Here is an 18373-nt window from a genome sequence, read left to right as displayed (position 1 = left end):
TTACCTCCGACTTTCCTGATGGGCAAGCTTTCCTGACAGGCAAGTCGACGGCGTGCCCGCCGGCCGCCCCGGCGGTGCGCCCCCTGCCCCCGGACGCACGACGGCCCCGAACCGTGAAGGGCTCGGGGCCGTGGAGAGACACGTGGCGGCGCCGTCGGACCGGCGGGCGGTGACGGCTGTGCCTGCGCCGTGGCCGGACTACTGCACGATCGTGATCCGGTCCGTGGCCGGCGGGGCCAGCGGGGCGGAAGACGTGGAGTGCGCCGCCAGGTAGGCGTTGAACAGGTCGAGGTCGGATGCGCCGACCAGCTTGTTCGTGCCCTGGCCGAGGGCCGCGAAGCCGTCGCCGCCGCCCGCGAGGAATTCGTTCATCGCGACGCGGTACGTCTTCGCCGGGTCGATCGCCTCACCGTTCAGGCGGATCGTGTCCGCCACCACCCGCTCGGCGCCCGACTTCGTCAGGTCCAGCGTGTAGGTGAGGCCCTTCGAGACCTGAAGGATCTTCGGGGACGCCGCGTTGGAACCGCTGACCTGCTGCTGGAGCGCGGTGACCAGCTGAGCACCGGTCAGGTCGACGACGTTCATCATGTTGGTGAACGGCTGGACGGTGAACGCCTCGCCGTACGTCACGACCCCGTCGCCCTCACTGCCGGACGCCTTGAACACCAGGTCGGAGCGGATACCGCCCGGGTTCATGAACGCGACGACCGCACCGCCCTTGTCCGCGGGGGCCAGGCCCTCCAGCTGGGCGTCGGCGATCAGGTTGCCGAGCGGCTTCTCGGGGGCCGTGGAGCCACGGCCGTTGATGTCGGCCGAGATGAAGCCCTGCGGACGGCCAGCGATCGGGGCGGCGAGCGTGTTCCAGCGGGCGATCAGCGCGGTCATGTCGGCGGCCTTGGCCTGGTCCCGGCTGACCACGTGGTTGGCCGACTTCACCGACGTACGGACGATGTCCTCGGTGCGGCGGTCGTAGGTGAGTGTCGTGTCCGTGTAAACCTTGCCGAACGACGACGCGGAGGTCACCATGCGCGGCTTGCCCGACGGGTCCGGGACCGTGCACACGTAGGCCTGGTGGGTGTGGCCCGTGACCAGGGCGTCGACCTTCGGCGTGATTCCCTTGGCGATGTCGACGATCGGTCCGGAGATGCCGTCACCGGCGCCAGGGCTGTCGCAGTCGTAGTTGTACGAGGACGAGGCCGGGGCCCCGCCCTCGTGGATCAGGGCCACGATGGACTTGACGCCCTTGCGGTCCAGCTCCTTGGCGTACTTGTTGACCGTCTCGATCTCGTCGTGGAACTTCAGCCCCTTGACGCCGTTGGCCGTGACGATGTTCGGGGTGCCCTCCAGGGTCACTCCGATGAAGCCGATCTTGACGCCGTTCTTCTTCCAGACCGTGTACGGCTTGAGAACCGGCTTGCCGGTCTTCTCGTTCGTCACGTTGGCCGCGAGGTAGGGGAAGTCCGCGCCCTTGAACTTCTTGCCCTTCTCGTAGCAGCCCTCGACCGGGTGGCAGCCGCCGTTCTGCAGACGGGCGAGCTCCGTGGCACCCTCGTCGAACTCGTGGTTGCCCACGGCCGTCACATCGAGGTCGAGCCCGTTGAGCGCCTCGATGGTGGGCTCGTCGTGGAAGAGCCCGGACAGCAGTGGGCTCGCGCCCACCATGTCGCCGCCGGCCGCGGTGACGGAGTACGGGTTCCCCTTGCGCGCGTTACGCAGCGAGGTGGCGAGGTACTCGACGCCGCCGACCGGAACCGACTTCACCGTGCCGTCGGCCTGCGTCTCGCTGACCGTCCCGGCGGATCCGGCCGGCGGCTCCAGGTTGCCGTGCAGGTCGTTGAAGGAGAGCAGCTGCACGTCGACGGTGCGGGACGGGTGGCCGTGACCATGGCCGTTCCCCCGGTCGTGGGCACCCGCCGGCATAGCGGCGACGAGTGCGCCGACGGTGACCAGCCCTGCCGCGGCGGCGAGCACCCGCCGGGGCGCACGGTTCTTGAGTGGAGTCGCTGACATCGGTCCCCTTCGAGTCTCTGGTTCCTGCGTGCCGCAGCCTAGGGTCAACGCGCGTAGCGCGACAGATATCCGGGGTTACGAACTGGTTGCCTCGCACTCGGAAAGGGGCTGATCACCCGTAGGGCGTACATATGCGAGCAGAAACGTCACCGCAGGCATACGTGCCGGAAGTCTGTGCCCCATGGACAACGAACTCATGGCCGGGGCAGTGGTTCCGGCCCAGCAACAGGGCGAACTTCCCGCCGGCTTCCACGACATGATCGACGACCTGAAGTCGATCGTGCGGGGCGCGCACGTGCGCGCCCAGCTCAAGGTGAACACCGAGATGCTCCTGATGTACTGGCAGATCGGGCGGAAGATCCTGGAGAGGCAGGGTGGCGAGAAGTGGGGGACGAAGGTCGTCGACCGCATCGCCACGGAGCTGCGGACCGAGTTCCCGAACCAGCGGGGGTTCAGCGCGCGCAATCTGCAGTACATGCAGCAGATGGCTCGAACATGGCCGGGACAGTTTGCGCAGCAAGCTGCTGCGCAATTGCCCTGGGGCCATCTCCAGCTCCTCATGGACAAGTGCAAAACCCGCTTCGAGCTGGACTTCTACGCTCAGCACGCCGTGTACCACGGCTGGTCCCGTGACCGTCTCACCACACACATCCGCAGCGAGCTCCATCTCGCCCAGGGCGCGGCCGCCAACAACTTCGACGTCACGATCCCGGAGCAGTCCGAGGCCGCGACGCAGATCTTCAAGGATCCGTACCGCCTGGAGTTCACCCAGCTGTCGGACACCGCCGCCGAGCGCGAGCTCGAGGACGCACTGACGGACAAGATCATCCAGTTCCTGACCGAGCTCGGCTTCGGGTTCGCCTTCGTCGGCCGCCAGTACCCTCTCACCGTGGGCGATACGGAGTTCCGTATCGACCTGCTCTTCTACCACTTCAGGCTGCACCGCTTCGTGGTGGTCGAGCTGAAGACGACCAGGGCTCACCCCTCGCACCTCGGGCAGCTCAGCTTCTACGTCACCGCGGTGGACCGCCTCCTGCGCGACCCGGAGCGGGACGACCGGACACTCGGCATCCTCATCGCGGAGAGCCAGGACGCGACGACCGTCGAATTCGCCCTCCAGTCGCAGAACCAGCCTCTCGCGGTCAGCACGTACGCGGGCCTTCCCCCGGGCGTGCGGGAGCTGATGCCCACCACGGACGACCTCTCCCGCATCGCTCACGAAGTCCTGCGCCGGGAGGCGGACCCGGAATGACCGGGCGGGTGGACCGCTCCCCCGCGGGCCGTGCAACAGCCTGCCCCGGCGCCCCACCCCCCCCCGTACGCTCGTACCCATGACGACTGACGCACCCCTCCCCTCCCCCGGGCGCGAGATCGCGACCCTCGACGCGCTCACCCCCGAGCAGGCCGACGCCGTCCTCGCGCTCCTCGGCGAGGCCGCCGGGACTGATGGCCGGCAGGCCGTCTCCGAGCAGGGGCGGCTGCAGTTGAGGGGCGGACACCGTGAGGGCGTCCGGCATTTCCTGCTCACCGTCGACGGAGTGCTGGCCGGATACGCGCAGCTGGAGGACGCCGATCCCGTCGAGGCCCCCGCAGCCGAGCTGGTCGTGGATCCCGCCCACCGGGGCCGCGGGCACGGCCGGGCCCTCGGTGCCGCGCTCCTCGCCGCGACCGGGAAGCGGCTGCGGGTCTGGGCGCACGGCGGCAAGTCGGCCGCCCGGCACCTCGCCCAGGTGCTCGGTCTGTCCCTCTTCCGCGAGCTGCGTCAGCTCCGCCGCCCACTGGACTCCCTCGACATCGCCGAGCCGGTCCTTCCGCCGGGCGTCACCGTCCGCACCTTCGTGCCGGGCCAGGACGACGCGGCCTGGCTCACCGTCAACAGCGCCGCTTTCGCCCACCACCCGGAGCAGGGCTCCCTCGGCCAGCGGGACCTCGACGACCGCAAGGCCGAGCCCTGGTTCGACCCTGACGGATTCTTCCTGGCCGAGCGCGACGGCGAGATCATCGGCTTCCACTGGACGAAGGTGCACACCGAGGAGGAGCTCGGCGAGGTCTACGTCGTCGGCATCCGGCCGGACGCCCAGGGCGGCGGACTCGGCAAAGCACTCACCGCGATCGGACTGCGGTACCTGGCCGCCCGTGGGCTGCCCACGGCGATGCTCTACGTGGACGCCGACAACCCGGCGGCCCTGTCGGTGTACGAACGGATGGGCTTCGCCACGCACGAGGTCGACCTCATGTACCGCACGGAGTCCTGAGCGCTCCCAACCCAACGCGGGGCGGCGTCACTTGACGCCGCCCCTTCTTTCCGCCACCCTTTCACTACTCAATTAGTGAAAGGGTGGAAATGGCAGAGTCCGCAGCGCTCGAATTCCGCATCGACCGCCGCAGCGGCGTCGCCACCTACCTCCAGATCGTGCAGCAGACCAAGCAGGCACTCCGCCTGGGTGTGCTGGAGCCGGGAGACCGGCTGCCCACGGCCCGCGAGGTCGTCGAGGCCACGGCGATCAATCCGAACACCGTGCTCAAGGCCTACCGCGAACTGGAACGCGAAGGCCTCGTCGAGGCCCGCCGCGGCCTCGGCACCTTCGTCCGCCGGACCCTCGGCAGCGCGGCGGTCACCACCGACCCTCCGCTGCGCGCCGAGCTGTCCGAGTGGACCCGCAGGGCACGCGCCGCCGGGCTCGACAGGGACGACGTGAGCGCGCTCTTCACCGACGTACTGGACAGCACATTCAAGGGGGAGAAGCACTGATGACAGGTGCCGCGATCGAGGCGAACGGCCTCGGCATGACCTACGGGCGAAAGCGCGGGTGGGCGCTGCGGGACTGCGCGTTCAGGCTGCCCGCCGGACGGATATGCGCTCTCGTCGGGCCCAACGGAGCCGGGAAGTCGACCCTGCTCTCCCTCGCCGCCGGCCTCCTCCGGCCGGCCGAGGGATCGGTGCGGGTGCTCGGCTCCTCACCCGCCGACGCCCGGCCCCGAATCGCGTACGTACCCCAGGACAAGCCGCTGTACCCGCAGCTCACCGTGGCCGACACCCTGTGGGCGGGGGCCGAGCTGAACCCCGCCACCTGGGACCGCGCGGCCGCCGACCGGATCGCCGGCCCGCTCCCCCAGGACGCCAAGGTCCGGACGCTCTCCGGCGGGCAGCGCACCCGCCTCGCCCTCGCGCTCGCGCTGGGCAAACGACCCGAACTGATGCTGCTGGACGAGCCGATGGCCGACCTCGACCCGCTCGTGCGTCATCAGCTGATGGGCGTGCTGATGGCCGAGGCCGCCGAGCACGGCACCACCATCGTGATGTCCTCGCACATCCTCACCGAGCTGGAAGGCGCCTGCGACTACCTCCTCCTCGTGGACGGCGGCCGGGTGCGTCTCGGCGGTGAGAGCGAGGACATCGTCGCCGCGCACGCCGTGCTCACCGGCCAGGTCCGCGACCTCGCCCCGCACACGGTCGTCGAGTCCCGCACGACGGGGCGTCAGCTGACCGCGCTGGTAAGGAGGCAGGGCCCGCTGGACGACACCGCCTGGGCCGTCACGGAGCCGTCGCTCGAAGAGCTGCTGCTGGCGCACCTCCGCTCGCCCGAGGCCCCGGTCCTGCTCACCCCGAGTGCCCGCGCCCACGAGGAGGCGACCGCCGCATGAACACACTTGCGCCTGCGCGCCCCTCCCTGCGCGGCCCTGCCCGGGTACTGCTGCGGCAGCACAGACGTGCGCTGCGATCGGCCGCCGCACTGCTCCTGACGGGCATTGCCTTCGTGGTGGCCCTGCGCGTCTGGATCGCGGTGCGCAGCTCCGCGGAACTGTGCCCCGACGGTGACGTCACCCCTTGCGGCGACGAAATCTACATGAGCACCTACGCCCGCACCTCCACCGAAACCTTTCTGGCGGACGGCGGCACGGTGATGCTCCTGCTCGCCGCCCTCGCCGGTGTGTTCGTGGCCGGCCCCCTGATCGCACGCGAGCTGGAGAGCGGCACGTACCGGATGGCCTGGACCCAGGACGTCTCACCCGCTCAGTGGCTGGCGGTCCGTCTGGCCACGCCCCTGGCAATCGTGACCTCCGGAGTGGTCATCCTGGCGCTGGTCTACCGCTGGGGCCGCTCGTCCGTGAACGGCCATCCGTACGCCTTCGGCCTCGACTGGTACGCGAAGGGCGTCTACCCCGCCCTCGGGCCCGTGGCCCTCGGATACACGGTTCTCGCCGTGGCACTCGGGGCGCTCTGCGCCGTGGTCGTGCGCCGGACACTGATCGCCGCGTCGGTCACCTTCCTCCTGTTCGGGCTGGTGGCACTCGCGATGGGCAAGCTCCGGTACCGCCTCTGGCCGTCGGTACGGCTCACCGGGGATGGGCACCCGCAGGGCTCCGTCTGGCACCTGGACTCCGGGATGCTCACCGCCTCGGGACAGGAGGTGGGCCGTGAGGACTGCTTCACCGTGGACGGATTCACCGACCATGTGGCCTGCATGCGCGCTCGCGGCGGAGTGACGCCGTTCGTCGACTACCACCCCGCCTCGCACTTCTGGCCCCTCCAGCTCGTCGAGACCGGCATCCTGCTCGTCCTCGCCGCCGTGGCCGTCACCGTCGCCTTCCGCGTCCTGCGCCGCCGCACCGCCTGAGAGCCACCCCTGTCCGGGCCCCCGGGGGGAAGCCCGGGCAGGGGTTCACCTACGGTGAGGACGGAGAAGGCCGGGACGGCACCGCAGCCACACCGCTTCCTGTACGTCATGTCACCGTTACCGGCCATTCAGACAACCTTGCGACCCTCACGGGATGCAGCCAGCTGTGCCCTCCCCCCGCAACGGGAGCGGTCCCCGTCCAAGGCCCGCTTCCGCTCCTTCCGCGATCTTTATGGGCTCCGACGCGCCTGAGGAGCCGAACGCGCGGAAGAATAGGTCCATGAGCCAGCAGCCCAGCTCCGAGGTCCCGGTCCAGCCCACCCAGCCGTCGGTCGGCTCCCTCGCCGCCCACCGGCCGCACGCCGTCGCGGGTTCCGTGCCCGCAGGTCTGTCCACAGCCGCCGATCTGGACCCCGACCTGGACAACGACCCGGACGCGTACGAGCCCGAGACGGACGGCGACGAACTGCCGCAGGGCCGGTTCCTCGACCGGGAGCGCAGCTGGCTCGCTTTCAACGAACGCGTTCTGGAACTCGCCGAGGACCCCGCCACACCACTACTCGAACGGGCTAATTTCCTGGCGATCTTCGCCTCGAACCTGGACGAGTTCTTCATGGTCCGCGTCGCCGGCCTCAAGCGCCGTATCGCGACCGGTGTCGCCACCCGTTCCGCGTCCGGGCTGCAGCCCCGCGAGGTCCTCGACCTCATCTGGACCCGCTCCCGCGAGCTCATGGCCCGCCACGCCGCCTGCTACCAGCAGGACGTCGCGCCCGCCCTGTCCGACGAGGGCATCCAGCTCGTCCGCTGGCCCGATCTGACCGAGAAGGAACAGGCCCGCCTCTTCACCTTCTTCCGGCAGCGGGTCTTCCCCGTGCTGACCCCGCTGGCCGTGGACCCCGCGCACCCGTTCCCGTACATCTCCGGGCTCTCGCTGAACCTCGCCGTCGTCGTGCGCAACCCCGTCAGCGGCCACCGGCACTTCGCCCGCGTCAAGGTGCCGCCGCTGCTCACCCGCTTCCTGGAGGCGTCCCCGCAGCGTTACGTCCCCATAGAGGACATCATCGCGGCCCACCTCGAAGAGCTCTTCCCGGGCATGGAGGTCCTCGCCCACCACATGTTCCGGGTCACCAGGAACGAGGACCTGGAGGTCGAGGAGGACGACGCCGAGAATCTTCTCCAGGCCCTGGAGAAGGAACTCATGCGGCGCCGCTTCGGCCCGCCGGTCCGCCTGGAGGTCGAGGAGTCCATCGACCCGTACGTCCTGGACCTGCTCGTACGCGAACTGAAGATCTCCGAGACCGAGCTCTACCCGCTGCCGGGTCCGCTCGACCTCACCGGACTGTTCGGCATCGCCTCGCTGGACCGGCCCGAGCTGAAGTACCCCAAGTTCATCGCCGGCACCCACCGCGACCTCGCCGAGGTCGAGTCCGCCTCCGCGCCCGACATATTCGCGGCGCTGCGCGAGCGGGACGTGCTGCTGCACCACCCCTACGACTCCTTTTCCACCTCCGTCCAGGCGTTCCTGGAGCAGGCGGCGGGCGACCCGGACGTCCTCGCGATCAAGCAGACCCTGTACCGGACCTCCGGCGACTCCCCGATAGTGGACGCCCTGATCGACGCGGCCGAATCCGGCAAGCAGGTCCTCGTGCTCGTCGAGATCAAGGCCCGCTTCGACGAGCAGGCCAACATCAAGTGGGCCCGCAAGCTGGAGGAGTCCGGCTGCCACGTCGTCTACGGCCTCGTCGGCCTCAAGACGCACTGCAAGCTGTCGCTCGTCGTCCGTCAGGAGGGCGACACGCTGCGCCGCTACTCCCACGTCGGCACCGGCAACTACCACCCCAAGACGGCGCGGCTCTACGAGGACCTCGGCCTGCTGACCGCCGACCCGCAGGTCGGGGCCGACCTCTCCGACCTCTTCAACCGGCTCTCCGGCTACTCCCGCCGCGAGACCTACCGCCGGCTGCTGGTCGCCCCGAAGTCCCTGCGCGACGGGCTGATCGCCCGCATCAACAAGGAGATCACCCACCACCGCGCGGGCCGCTCCGCCTACGTGCGCATCAAGGTCAACTCGATGGTCGACGAAGCGGTCATCGACGCCTGCTACCGGGCGGGCCAGGCCGGGGTGCCGGTCGACATCTGGGTACGGGGGATCTGCGCGATCCGCCCCGGCGTCAGCGGTCTCTCCGAGAACGTGCGGGTCCGCTCGATACTGGGCCGCTTCCTCGAACACTCCCGGCTCTTCGCCTTCGGCAACGGCGGCGAGCCCGAAGTATGGTTCGGCAGCGCCGACATGATGCACCGTAACCTCGACCGCCGGATCGAAGCACTGGTCCGCGTCACCGACCCCGCGCATCGCGCCGCCCTCAGCAGGCTCCTGGAAACAGGCATGTCCGACACCACCTCCTCCTGGCACCTGGGCCCCGACGGAAACTGGACCCGGCACTCCACGGACGCGGACGGGCAACCGCTGAGGCACGTACAAGAGATGCTCATTGACGCCCGGAGGCGCCGGCGTGCGACGCCCTGACCACCAGACGACGACCCTCTCCGCGGAAGCGGTCCTCGCGCCCTACCTGCGCGAACAGGCCGCCTGCTTCCTGCGGGGCCTCCGGCTGCACCGCGAGCACAGCGCTCCCGTGGACGCCGGCGCGCAGAACGCCGACGAGGCGGCGCGCGCGCTGCGCCACGCGGCACGCCGGATCAGCGGCACCCTGCACACCTTCCGGGCAGCACTCGAACCCGCCTGGGCCGACCAGCTCCGTGCGGAACTGGCCTGGCTCTCCGGAACCCTCGCCCGCGAACACGCGTACGCCACACGGCTCGGCCGGCTCCTGGAGGCCCTGCACCAGCTCTCCGGGACCTCCCTGCCGGCGGCCCGGTCCGCCACCTCCGGGGACGGCCCGAGCGAGAGCGACAAGGAGCGGGCGGCGCTCGGCGTCGGCGCGGCCCGGGCAGGAGCGCTCCTGGAACGCCGGCTGACCCTCGCCCGGACCCGCGCGCACTCGGCGGCACTCCAGGCGCTGGGCTCCTCCCGCTTCCACGCCGTCGCCGACGCCGTCGCGCTGCTCGCCTCGGACGTCCCCCTGGCGCCCTCGGCCTCGGAACCGGCCGCCGTGGTGCTCCACGCCCCGGCCGAGCTCGCGGAGCAGCGGATGCTGGACGCGGTGGCCGCGCTCCCGCCCGACGAGGCGGTGGAACCCTACAACGAGGCCCTCGACGCACTCTGGCACCAGGCCCGCCTCCTGCTGCGGCTGCACCGCTACGCCCACGAGATGCTGCGGGGCACCCCCGATCCGGCCCTGTCCGGATCGGGACACGCCCTGGACCTGCACCGGGACGCCGCGGAGGCCGCCGCCGCCGCATCCGCGGCGGCGCGCACCCCGCGCATCGCCCCGACGACTGCGTACGCCCTCGGTGTGCTCCACGCCGACCAGCGGCACGAGGTGGAGGCGGCCCGCGCCGTGTTCCGGGAGACCTGGCCCTACGCGGCCGTGACCGCGCCATGAGCGGCACCGTCCTGGCGGCGGGCTGCGTGCTCTGGCGCCGGTCCCCGGACGGCGCCGGCCTGGAGATCTGCCTGGTCCACCGGCCCCGATACGACGACTGGTCGTACCCCAAGGGCAAGCTGAAGCGCGGCGAGACGGCGCTGGAGGCCGCCCTGCGCGAGGTCCTGGAGGAGACGGGGCACCACTGCCTGCCGGGCGCCGTCCTGCCGACGGCCACGTACACGGCGAACGGGCGCCCCAAAGAGGTCAGCTACTGGGCGGCGGAGGCGGCGGACGGCACGTTCGTGCCCAACGACGAGGTCGACCGGCTGGCATGGCTCTCCCCCGGCTCCGCCCGCGCCCGCCTGAGCCGCCCCGGTGACCGCGTCCAGCTGGACGCCTTCCTGGGCACCGGACCGACGGACAGGACCGCCTGACCGGCGGTTCCGAACGTCTGGCCGGCTTTCCCGACGGGCTGACCGGCGGTTCCCGGGGCCGCATCGGCGTTCTCGGGGGTCGCACCGGCGGTTCTGGGAGTCGCATCGGCGGTTCCGAAAGCCGGACCGCCGGATTCAGCCCCTCCGCGCCACCGAACCCGCCCGGCCGACCGACAGCGCCCCGGACCGCTGAAGGCACCCTCGGCAACGTCGGCGTCCCCCGCGCAGCTGCGGCGCTCCCGGTGCCCGGTGCGCTAGGCAACCGAGGCGCTCCCGGTCGCCGAGGGGCGCCGAAGGGCCGCCGAGGGACAGCCGAGGGGCCGCCGAGGGCTTCCCGGGCCACCGAAGGCGCCCTCGGCGGCATCAGCAGCTGCCGCGCTCCCGGCAGCTACAGAGGCGTTTCCGGCGACCGAGGTATTGCCAGCCGCTGCGGGCTCCCCAGCGGCTGAAGCCGCTCCCGGCCGCCGAGGGCCTCCCGGCGGCTGAAGGCACTCACACCCCCCGCCCGCCAGCACACATGCACGAACCGGCCAGGGCACCCAGGCCCCAGGAGGCCCGTCCGGTCACGCGGGACACACCCCGGCCCACCCGCGCCAGGGCCCATAGCCTGCGGAACCAGCCCGCCCAGCACGGTTCACCTGCCGTTCACTCTGCCCCGTAGGGCGCTTCACCTGTTCTGCCTAATTTCGGACGTACCCGGTGCACGGCGCCAAGCCACCGCACCATTCCTCATCGCACGCCGCCCGCCCCACCTGCCGCGGCGGCTCCTGGAAGGAACACCCCGAAAGTGAAGCTTCAGCGCAAGAACCGGCTTCGTGCCACCGCGCTCGGTGCCCTCGCCGTCTCCGGCGCCCTGGTCCTCACGGCGTGCGGTTCGGACGACAACACCGGCACCGACGCGGAAGGCGGCAAGACCAGCGCCGCCGCGTCGAACATCAAGTGCGACGACGCCGAGGGCCAGCTGCGCGCTTCCGGGTCCAGCGCCCAGAAGAACGCGATGGACCTCTGGGTCAAGAACTACATGGCCGCCTGCTCCGGCGTGGAGATCAACTACAGCTCCTCCTCCTCCGGTGAGGGCATCGTCGCGTTCAACCAGGGCACCGTCGGCTTCGCCGGCTCGGACTCCGCCCTGAAGCCCGAAGAGGTCGCCGAGTCGAAGAAGATCTGCAAGACCGGCCAGGGGATCAACCTCCCGATGGTCGGCGGCCCGATCGCGGTCGGCTTCCACCTGGAGGGTGTCGACAGCCTCACGCTGGACGCCTCCACGCTCGCCAAGATCTTCGACAACAAGATCAAGAAGTGGAACGACCCGGCGATCGCCAAGCTCAACGACGGCGTCAAGCTGCCGGCCACGGACATCCAGGCCTTCCACCGCTCCGAGGACTCCGGCACCACGCAGAACCTCGGCAAGTACCTGAACGCCGCGGCCCCGAGCGACTGGAAGTACGAGGCCGAGAAGAAGTGGCCCGCCCCCGGCGGCCAGGCAGCGTCCGGCTCCTCCGGCGTCGCCAGCCAGGTGAAGGCCGTCAACGGCTCCATCGGCTACTTCGAGCTGTCGTACGCCAAGTCGCAGGACATCACCACCGTCGACATCAACACGGGTGGTGCGACCCCGGTCGAGGCCACCTCGGAGAACGCCTCCAAGGCCATCGCCGCCGCCAAGGTCAAGGGCACCGGCAAGGACCTGGCGCTGGAGCTCGACTACACCACCAAGGCCGAGGGCGCCTACCCGCTGGTCCTGGTGACGTACGAGGTGGTCTGCGACACCGGTAACAAGGCCGACACCCTCGGCACCGTCAAGTCCTTCCTGTCCTACACCGCCTCCGCGGACGGCCAGAAGGTCCTGACCGACGCCGGCTACGCCCCGATCCCCGAGGCGATCAACGCCAAGGTCCGCGAGACGGTCGCCGGCCTGAAGTAGTCCGTCACCGCACGACGCGCACGCACAGGCGGGCCGGTCCGGCGCACCCCTCCGGACCGGCCCCCACCGCCCGACCCATCCGGTGCACCGCCGCCAGGGGAGCCAGCCGCTCCCCCACACAGACCGGAAAGACCATGGCTTCCACCACACCGCTCGACATCCCACCGGCTCCGCCGGAAACACGCGCCCGCCCCAAGTCCACCGGGCGGGCAGGCGACAAGATCTTCCTGGGCCTCTCACGCGGCTCGGGCATCCTGCTGCTCGTGATCATGGCGTCGATCGCCGTGTTCCTCAGCTACCGCGCCTTCATCGCCATATCGAAGGACGAGGGCAACTTCCTCACCACCTTCGACTGGAACCCGGCCGGTGACCCGCCGGTCTTCGGCATCGCGGTCCTGCTCTTCGGCACGGTCGTCAGCTCGATCATCGCGATGGTCATCGCGGTTCCGATCGCTGTCGGCATCGCCCTCTTCATCTCGCACTACGCGCCGCGCAAGCTGGCCGCCCCCCTCGCCTACGTGATCGACCTGCTCGCCGCGGTGCCCAGCATCGTCTACGGCATCTGGGGCGCTCTCGTCCTCGTCCCGTACCTGGAGGGCCTGAACCTCTGGCTCGACCAGTTCTTCGGCTGGACGTACATCTTCGACAAGACCGAGATCGGCGTCCCCCGCTCGCTCTTCACCGTCGGCATCCTGCTCGCGATCATGATCCTGCCGATCGTGACCAGCGTCAGCCGCGAGGTCTTCCTCCAGGTCCCGAAGATGAACGAGGAAGCGGCTCTCGCCCTCGGCGCCACCCGCTGGGAGGTCATCCGCCTCTCGGTGCTGCCCTTCGGCCGGTCCGGCATCATCTCGGCCTCGATGCTCGGCCTGGGCCGTGCGCTCGGCGAGACGATGGCCGTCGCCACGGTCCTGTCGCCGAGCTTCCTCATCTCGCTGCACGTGCTCAACCACGGCGGCGGGACCTTCGCCCAGAACATCGCGGCCAAGTTCGGTGAGGCCGACGAATTCGGACGCGACGCCCTGATCGCCTCGGGCCTCGTCCTCTTCGTCCTCACCCTGCTGGTCAACGGCGCGGCCCGGCTCATCATCGCCCGCCGCAAGGAGTACTCGGGGGCCAACGCATGAGCCACGCCACCACCACAGACGTCCAGGACCAGCGTCCTCGGACCTCGCCGGAACCCCGCAAGGGCGGCCTCAGCAGCCGCAGCCTCCCCCGCTGGGCCCCGCTCGGCTTCGCCGTCGTGGCGATCGCGCTCGGCGTGGGGATCTCCCTGGCGGCCGGCTGGCACAGCCGCGTCCAGTGGGGTCTGGTCTCCGCACTGTTCTTCCTGGCCATCTCGTACGTCGCGACGACCGCGGTCGAGAACCAGCGCCAGGCCAAGGACCGCCTCGCCACCAGCGTCGTCTGGGTCTGCTTCCTCGTCGCCGTCGTCCCGCTCGCCTCGCTGCTCTGGACCACGATCAGCCGCGGCGCCGAGCGCCTCGACGGCTACTTCCTCACCCACTCGATGGCCGGAGTCCTCGGCCCCGAGGCCAGCGGCGGCGTCTACCACGCGCTGATCGGCACTCTGGAGCAGGTCGGCATCGCCACGGTGATCTCCGCCCCCCTGGGCCTGCTGACCGCGGTCTACCTGGTGGAGTACGGCAAGGGCACGCTCGCCAAGGCCGTCACATTCTTCGTCGACGTCATGACGGGCATCCCGTCCATCGTCGCCGGTCTGTTCATCCTGTCGATCATGCTGATCGCACAGCTGGAACCCTCCGGCCTGATGGGCGCCCTGGCCCTGACGATCCTGATGGTCCCCGTCGTGGTCCGCTCCACCGAGGAGATGCTCAAGCTCGTCCCCAACGAGCTCCGCGAGGCCTCCCTCGCGCTCGGCATCCCGAAGTGGCGCACCATCCTGAAGGTGGTCCTGCCCACCGCGATCGGCGGCATCACCACCGGCGTCATGCTCGCCATCGCGCGCATCGCGGGAGAGACGGCACCGATCATGCTGCTGGTCTTCGGCAGCCAGCTGATCAACAGCAACCCCTTCGAAGGCGCCCAGTCCTCACTGCCGTTCTACATCTACGAGCAGTACAAGGTCGGCGAGGCCGCGTCCTACGACCGCGCCTGGGCCGCAGCACTGGTGCTGATCGCCTTCGTCATGATCCTCAATCTGGTGGCCCGCGGCATCGCCCGCTGGAAGGCCCCGAAGACCGGTCGCTGACGCGGCCATCGGCGACCCCCCGAAAGAAGCAGTGATTCACATGGCCAAGCGCATCGACATCGGCGGTCTCACCGCCTACTACGGCTCCCACAAGGCCATCGAGGACATCTCGATGACCGTGGAGCCCCGCTCCGTGACCGCCTTCATCGGCCCGTCCGGCTGCGGCAAGTCCACCTTCCTGCGCACCCTGAACCGCATGCACGAGGTCACCCCCGGTGGCCGCGTCGAGGGCAAGGTGCTGCTGGACGACGAGAATCTGTACGGCTCCGGCGTCGACCCCGTCACCGTGCGCCGCACCGTCGGCATGGTCTTCCAGCGCCCGAACCCCTTCCCGACCATGTCGATCTTCGACAACGTCGCGGCGGGCCTGCGGCTGAACGGCTCGTACCGCAAGAACGAGCTGTCCGACATCGTCGAGAAGTCCCTCAAGGGCGCCAACCTCTGGAACGAGGTCAAGGACCGCCTGAACAAGCCGGGGTCCGGCCTCTCCGGCGGTCAGCAGCAGCGCCTGTGCATCGCCCGCGCGATCGCGGTCGAGCCGGAGGTGCTGCTGATGGACGAGCCGTGCTCGGCCCTCGACCCGATCTCGACCCTCGCCATCGAGGACCTGATCGGCGAGCTGAAGGAGCGCTTCACGATCGTCATCGTGACGCACAACATGCAGCAGGCGGCACGCGTCTCGGACCGTACGGCCTTCTTCAACCTCTCGGCGGTGGGCAAGCCGGGCCGGCTGATCGAGATCGACGACACGGAGCGGATCTTCTCCAACCCGTCCGTGCAGGCGACCGAGGACTACATCTCGGGCCGCTTCGGATAACCACAGACGGCCTTGGGGTGCTGCATGGCGGTGCCACCACAAGGCGAAGGGTCCGCCCCCGCTCTCCACAGGAGAGCAGGGGCGGACCCATTCCCGCTGACGGAACCGGACGGACCGGGTCCGACGGGCCCCGGGACGAAACCCGGAGGAAGACCGAAGACGGGGGCTACGGCCGGCTTCGTACCGTCCCGCTCACGCGGAGCGCGGGACGACACCGGCAGCTACCGGGAGCGTCACCCGGAACCCGGCACGACACCGGGACGTCCCGGGAACGTCGGCCGAAGAGCAACAGGACACCGGGACCTCACCGGTCCCTCACCCGAGGAGCAGCAGGACACCGGCACCTCGCCGGACCGTCACCCGAAGAGCAGCAGGACGATCCCATAGCTCAGCGCGGCCACCAGGGCCGCGGCCGGCATCGTGATGAACCACCCCAGGATGATGTTCTTGGCCACCCCCCACCGCACGGCGTTCACCCGCTTCGTGGCGCCGACACCCATGATCGCCGAGGTGATCACGTGAGTCGTGGAGATCGGTGCGTGGAACAGGAAGGCCGAGCCGAACATGATCGACGCGCCGGTCGTCTCGGCGGCGAAGCCCTGCGGCGGGTCCAGCTCGATGATCTTGCGGCCGAGCGTGCGCATGATGCGCCAGCCACCCGCGTACGTACCGAGGGACAGCATGGTCGCGCAGGCGATCTTCACCCAGATCGGGATCTCGTCGTTCGGGCCCTCGACGTCGGCGATGACGAGGGCCATCACCACGATGCCCATCGTCTTCTGGGCGTCCTGCAGACCGTGACCGAGCGCCATACCCGCCGCGGAGACCGTCTGCGCGATACGGAAGCCGCGCTTGGCCTTGTGCGGGTTGGTCTTCCTGAATATCCACATGATGACGACCATCACGAGATAGCCGGCCACCAGACCTATGACCGGCGACAGGAACATCGGGATGACGATCTTGGACAGCACGCCGTCCCAGTGCACCATCGTCCCGCCGGCCAGCGCCGCGCCGACCATGCCGCCGAACAGTGCGTGCGAGGACGACGACGGCAGGCCGTAGTACCAGGTGACCAGGTTCCAGATGATCGCGCCGACCAGCGCCGCGAAGAGGATGCCCATCCCCTTCTGGCCTTCGGGCGTGGCGATCAGGCCTTCGCTGACGGTCTTGGCGACCCCCTGGCCCAGGAAGGCGCCTGCGAGGTTCATCACAGCGGCCATCGCCAGAGCCGCACGCGGGGTCAGCGCCCGGGTGGAGACCGAGGTGGCGATGGCGTTCGCCGAGTCGTGGAAGCCGTTCGTATACGTGAAGCCGAGCGCGACACCGATGGTCACGATCAGCGCAAAGGTGTCCACGAGGTTCAGGACTCCTTGACCGCGATGGTCTCCACGGTGTTGGCGACGTGCTCGAACGCGTCAGCCGCCTCTTCCAGTACGTCCACGATCTGCTTGAGCTTCAGCACGTCCATCGCGTCGTACTTGCCGTTGAAGAGGTGGGCCAGCAGCTTGCGGTGGATCTGGTCGGCCTGGTTCTCGAGGCGGTTGACCTCGATCCAGTACTCGGTGAGGTTCTCCATGGTCCGCAGACTCGGCATGGCCTCGGCGGTCAGTTCCGCCGCCCTGGCCAGGACCTCGATCTGCTGCTCGACACCCTTCGGGAGCTCGTCGATCTGGTACAGCACGACCAGGTCGACGGCCTCCTCCATGAAGTCCATGATGTCGTCGAGCGACGACGCGAGGTTGTAGATGTCCTCGCGGTCGAACGGCGTGATGAAGGAGGAGTTCAGCTGGTGGAAGATCGCGTGGGTGGCATCGTCCCCCGCGTGCTCCGCTGCCCGCATACGCTCCGCGATCTCGACTCGGGAGGCAGAATCCGCCCCGAGCAGTTCCATCAGGAGCTTCGAGCCCGTGACGATGTTGTCCGCGGATGCGGAAAACATGTCGTAGAAGCTCGTCTCCCTGGGGGTCAGACGAAAGCGCACGTGGGGTCCTCGGGGTGCTTTGGATTCGGTCAGGCTGATGCTAGGCGCATCATCCGGCCACGGCTAACCGGCGTTCTTCAGTGTCGCGCATCAGGCACAGTGATCAGCACGGCCCCCCGGTCACGTTTCGGCTGGATTCGTTACGATATACCCGGCAGGGGTATACAGACGGCACGGAACGGCACGATCACCGCAGGCCAAGAGGACAACGGGAGGACCCCATGACCACCACCGAGACCACCGACACAGACGGTACGGATGAGGTCGTCACCGACCACGACCGCGGGATCCACGGGTACCACCACCAGAAGGAGGAGCACCTCAAGCGGCTGCGCCGCATCGAGGGCCAGATCCGCGGCCTCCAGCGGATGGTGGACGAGGACGTCTACTGCATCGACATACTCACCCAGGTCTCGGCCTCCACCAAGGCCCTGCAGTCCTTCGCGCTCCAGCTGCTGGAAGAGCATTTGCGCCACTGCGTCGCGGACGCCGCCCTCAAGGGCGGTGAGGAGATCGACGCCAAGGTCGAAGAGGCCACCAAGGCGATCGCCCGCCTCCTGCGCACATGACGACGCCCGGGAGGGAAAGGTCATCCCCGGTGACGGCCCTGCCGGGGGACCGTCGGCGCCTGCTCGGCCGAATGCGCCCCGACGTTGAGCACCTCGTCGATACGGTCGGGGCTGAGCCGGTCCTCGCGGGCGTCGGCCGCCGCGATCATGAGCTCGCCGCACAGCTCGATCTCGGCGAGGGCCACACAGTCCTGAGCGTTCGGAGCGCTGAGCGTCACCACCTGCGTCACCTTTCTCTGCTGTCGCCGACTCCTGGCGCACCGACTCCCTAGCGTAGGGAGCGAGGCACACACCGCGCATGGCACGGACGGACCATTTCGGC

At 69.5% G+C, this 18373-nt stretch carries 17 protein-coding genes; 13 read left to right on the top strand and 4 right to left on the bottom strand.

Annotated elements, in window-relative coordinates; translation table 11 throughout:
• Nucleotides 1-198 precede the first annotated feature (198 nt).
• Entirely contained in the window at nt 199-2010 is a 1812-nt protein-coding gene (locus tag HED23_RS01515) for a bifunctional metallophosphatase/5'-nucleotidase (protein ID WP_203181644.1), read from the bottom strand.
• A gap of 181 nt (nt 2011-2191) precedes the next feature.
• On the opposite strand from HED23_RS01515, the gene HED23_RS01510 reads away from it, so the two are divergent.
• The 12 genes from HED23_RS01510 to pstB all read left to right on the top strand — a co-directional run bounded on the left by HED23_RS01510 (nt 2192) and on the right by pstB (nt 15501).
• A complete protein-coding gene (locus HED23_RS01510) occupies nt 2192-3262 on the top strand; it encodes a PDDEXK nuclease domain-containing protein (protein ID WP_203181643.1) in 1071 nt (356 codons plus the stop codon).
• A gap of 79 nt (nt 3263-3341) precedes the next feature.
• Nucleotides 3342-4265: a mycothiol synthase gene (gene mshD, locus HED23_RS01505; RefSeq protein WP_203181642.1), complete on the top strand. Its 924-nt coding sequence runs from the start codon at nt 3342-3344 to the stop codon at nt 4263-4265.
• Nucleotides 4266-4354: 89 nt separating this feature from the next.
• A complete protein-coding gene (locus HED23_RS01500; protein ID WP_203181641.1) occupies nt 4355-4762 on the top strand; it encodes a GntR family transcriptional regulator in 408 nt (135 codons plus the stop codon).
• Entirely contained in the window at nt 4762-5655 is an 894-nt protein-coding gene (locus HED23_RS01495; RefSeq protein ID WP_203181640.1) for an ABC transporter ATP-binding protein, read from the top strand. The genes HED23_RS01500 and HED23_RS01495 overlap by 1 nt, the downstream gene beginning before the upstream one ends.
• A complete protein-coding gene (locus tag HED23_RS01490; protein ID WP_203181639.1) occupies nt 5652-6629 on the top strand; it encodes an ABC transporter permease in 978 nt (325 codons plus the stop codon). The genes HED23_RS01495 and HED23_RS01490 overlap by 4 nt, the downstream gene beginning before the upstream one ends.
• 280 nt (nt 6630-6909) lie before the next feature.
• Nucleotides 6910-9156, top strand: a complete 2247-nt coding sequence (locus HED23_RS01485) for an RNA degradosome polyphosphate kinase (protein WP_203181638.1) — start codon at nt 6910-6912, stop codon at nt 9154-9156.
• Complete coding sequence (locus tag HED23_RS01480; protein ID WP_203181637.1) at nt 9143-10135, top strand: CHAD domain-containing protein; 993 nt, start codon at nt 9143-9145, stop codon at nt 10133-10135. Before HED23_RS01485 ends, HED23_RS01480 begins: the two co-directional genes overlap by 14 nt.
• Nucleotides 10132-10551, top strand: coding sequence for an NUDIX hydrolase (locus tag HED23_RS01475; RefSeq protein ID WP_203181636.1), 420 nt, complete (start codon nt 10132-10134; stop codon nt 10549-10551). Before HED23_RS01480 ends, HED23_RS01475 begins: the two co-directional genes overlap by 4 nt.
• Nucleotides 10552-11338: 787 nt before the next feature.
• Nucleotides 11339-12472 (top strand): phosphate ABC transporter substrate-binding protein PstS, encoded by a 1134-nt coding sequence (pstS, locus tag HED23_RS01470; RefSeq protein WP_203181635.1) that lies wholly within the window; start codon nt 11339-11341, stop codon nt 12470-12472.
• 134 nt (nt 12473-12606) lie between these two features.
• Nucleotides 12607-13599: a phosphate ABC transporter permease subunit PstC gene (gene pstC, locus HED23_RS01465; protein ID WP_203181634.1), complete on the top strand. Its 993-nt coding sequence runs from the start codon at nt 12607-12609 to the stop codon at nt 13597-13599.
• Nucleotides 13596-14684, top strand: coding sequence for a phosphate ABC transporter permease PstA (gene pstA, locus HED23_RS01460; RefSeq protein WP_203181633.1), 1089 nt, complete (start codon nt 13596-13598; stop codon nt 14682-14684). The genes pstC and pstA overlap by 4 nt, the downstream gene beginning before the upstream one ends.
• Before the next feature lie 40 nt (nt 14685-14724).
• Nucleotides 14725-15501 (top strand): phosphate ABC transporter ATP-binding protein PstB, encoded by a 777-nt coding sequence (gene pstB, locus HED23_RS01455; RefSeq protein ID WP_203181632.1) that lies wholly within the window; start codon nt 14725-14727, stop codon nt 15499-15501.
• 356 nt (nt 15502-15857) lie between these two features.
• Here the strand turns inward: pstB and HED23_RS01450 are convergent, their stop codons facing one another.
• Nucleotides 15858-16856 (bottom strand): inorganic phosphate transporter, encoded by a 999-nt coding sequence (locus HED23_RS01450; RefSeq protein WP_203181631.1) that lies wholly within the window; start codon nt 16854-16856, stop codon nt 15858-15860.
• A gap of 5 nt (nt 16857-16861) precedes the next feature.
• Nucleotides 16862-17482: a DUF47 domain-containing protein gene (locus HED23_RS01445; protein ID WP_014154965.1), complete on the bottom strand. Its 621-nt coding sequence runs from the start codon at nt 17480-17482 to the stop codon at nt 16862-16864.
• 221 nt (nt 17483-17703) lie between these two features.
• Here HED23_RS01445 and HED23_RS01440 point away from each other — a divergent pair, with 221 nt between their 5' ends.
• Entirely contained in the window at nt 17704-18051 is a 348-nt protein-coding gene (locus HED23_RS01440; protein ID WP_238441805.1) for a metal-sensitive transcriptional regulator, read from the top strand.
• A gap of 20 nt (nt 18052-18071) precedes the next feature.
• Here the strand turns inward: HED23_RS01440 and HED23_RS01435 are convergent, their stop codons facing one another.
• A complete protein-coding gene (locus HED23_RS01435) occupies nt 18072-18281 on the bottom strand; it encodes a hypothetical protein (RefSeq protein WP_203181630.1) in 210 nt (69 codons plus the stop codon).
• Between the last annotated feature and the right edge of the window lie 92 nt (nt 18282-18373).

The sequence above is a fragment of the Streptomyces pratensis genome (genome assembly GCF_016804005.1).
GTDB classification, from domain to species: domain Bacteria; phylum Actinomycetota; class Actinomycetes; order Streptomycetales; family Streptomycetaceae; genus Streptomyces; species Streptomyces pratensis_A.
Note: the sequence above shows the minus strand (reverse complement) of the source record. Positions and strands in the feature narration are given on the sequence as shown.

Coding starts and splice junctions, on each gene's coding strand:
- HED23_RS01515 (WP_203181644.1), bottom strand. CDS start 2,010: ATGTCAGCGACTCCACTCAAGAACCGTGCGCCCCGGCGGGTGCTCGCC.
- HED23_RS01510 (WP_203181643.1), top strand. CDS start 2,192: ATGGACAACGAACTCATGGCCGGGGCAGTGGTTCCGGCCCAGCAACAG.
- mshD (WP_203181642.1), top strand. CDS start 3,342: ATGACGACTGACGCACCCCTCCCCTCCCCCGGGCGCGAGATCGCGACC.
- HED23_RS01500 (WP_203181641.1), top strand. CDS start 4,355: ATGGCAGAGTCCGCAGCGCTCGAATTCCGCATCGACCGCCGCAGCGGC.
- HED23_RS01495 (WP_203181640.1), top strand. CDS start 4,762: ATGACAGGTGCCGCGATCGAGGCGAACGGCCTCGGCATGACCTACGGG.
- HED23_RS01490 (WP_203181639.1), top strand. CDS start 5,652: ATGAACACACTTGCGCCTGCGCGCCCCTCCCTGCGCGGCCCTGCCCGG.
- HED23_RS01485 (WP_203181638.1), top strand. CDS start 6,910: ATGAGCCAGCAGCCCAGCTCCGAGGTCCCGGTCCAGCCCACCCAGCCG.
- HED23_RS01475 (WP_203181636.1), top strand. CDS start 10,132: ATGAGCGGCACCGTCCTGGCGGCGGGCTGCGTGCTCTGGCGCCGGTCC.
- pstC (WP_203181634.1), top strand. CDS start 12,607: ATGGCTTCCACCACACCGCTCGACATCCCACCGGCTCCGCCGGAAACA.
- pstA (WP_203181633.1), top strand. CDS start 13,596: ATGAGCCACGCCACCACCACAGACGTCCAGGACCAGCGTCCTCGGACC.
- pstB (WP_203181632.1), top strand. CDS start 14,725: ATGGCCAAGCGCATCGACATCGGCGGTCTCACCGCCTACTACGGCTCC.
- HED23_RS01440 (WP_238441805.1), top strand. CDS start 17,704: ATGACCACCACCGAGACCACCGACACAGACGGTACGGATGAGGTCGTC.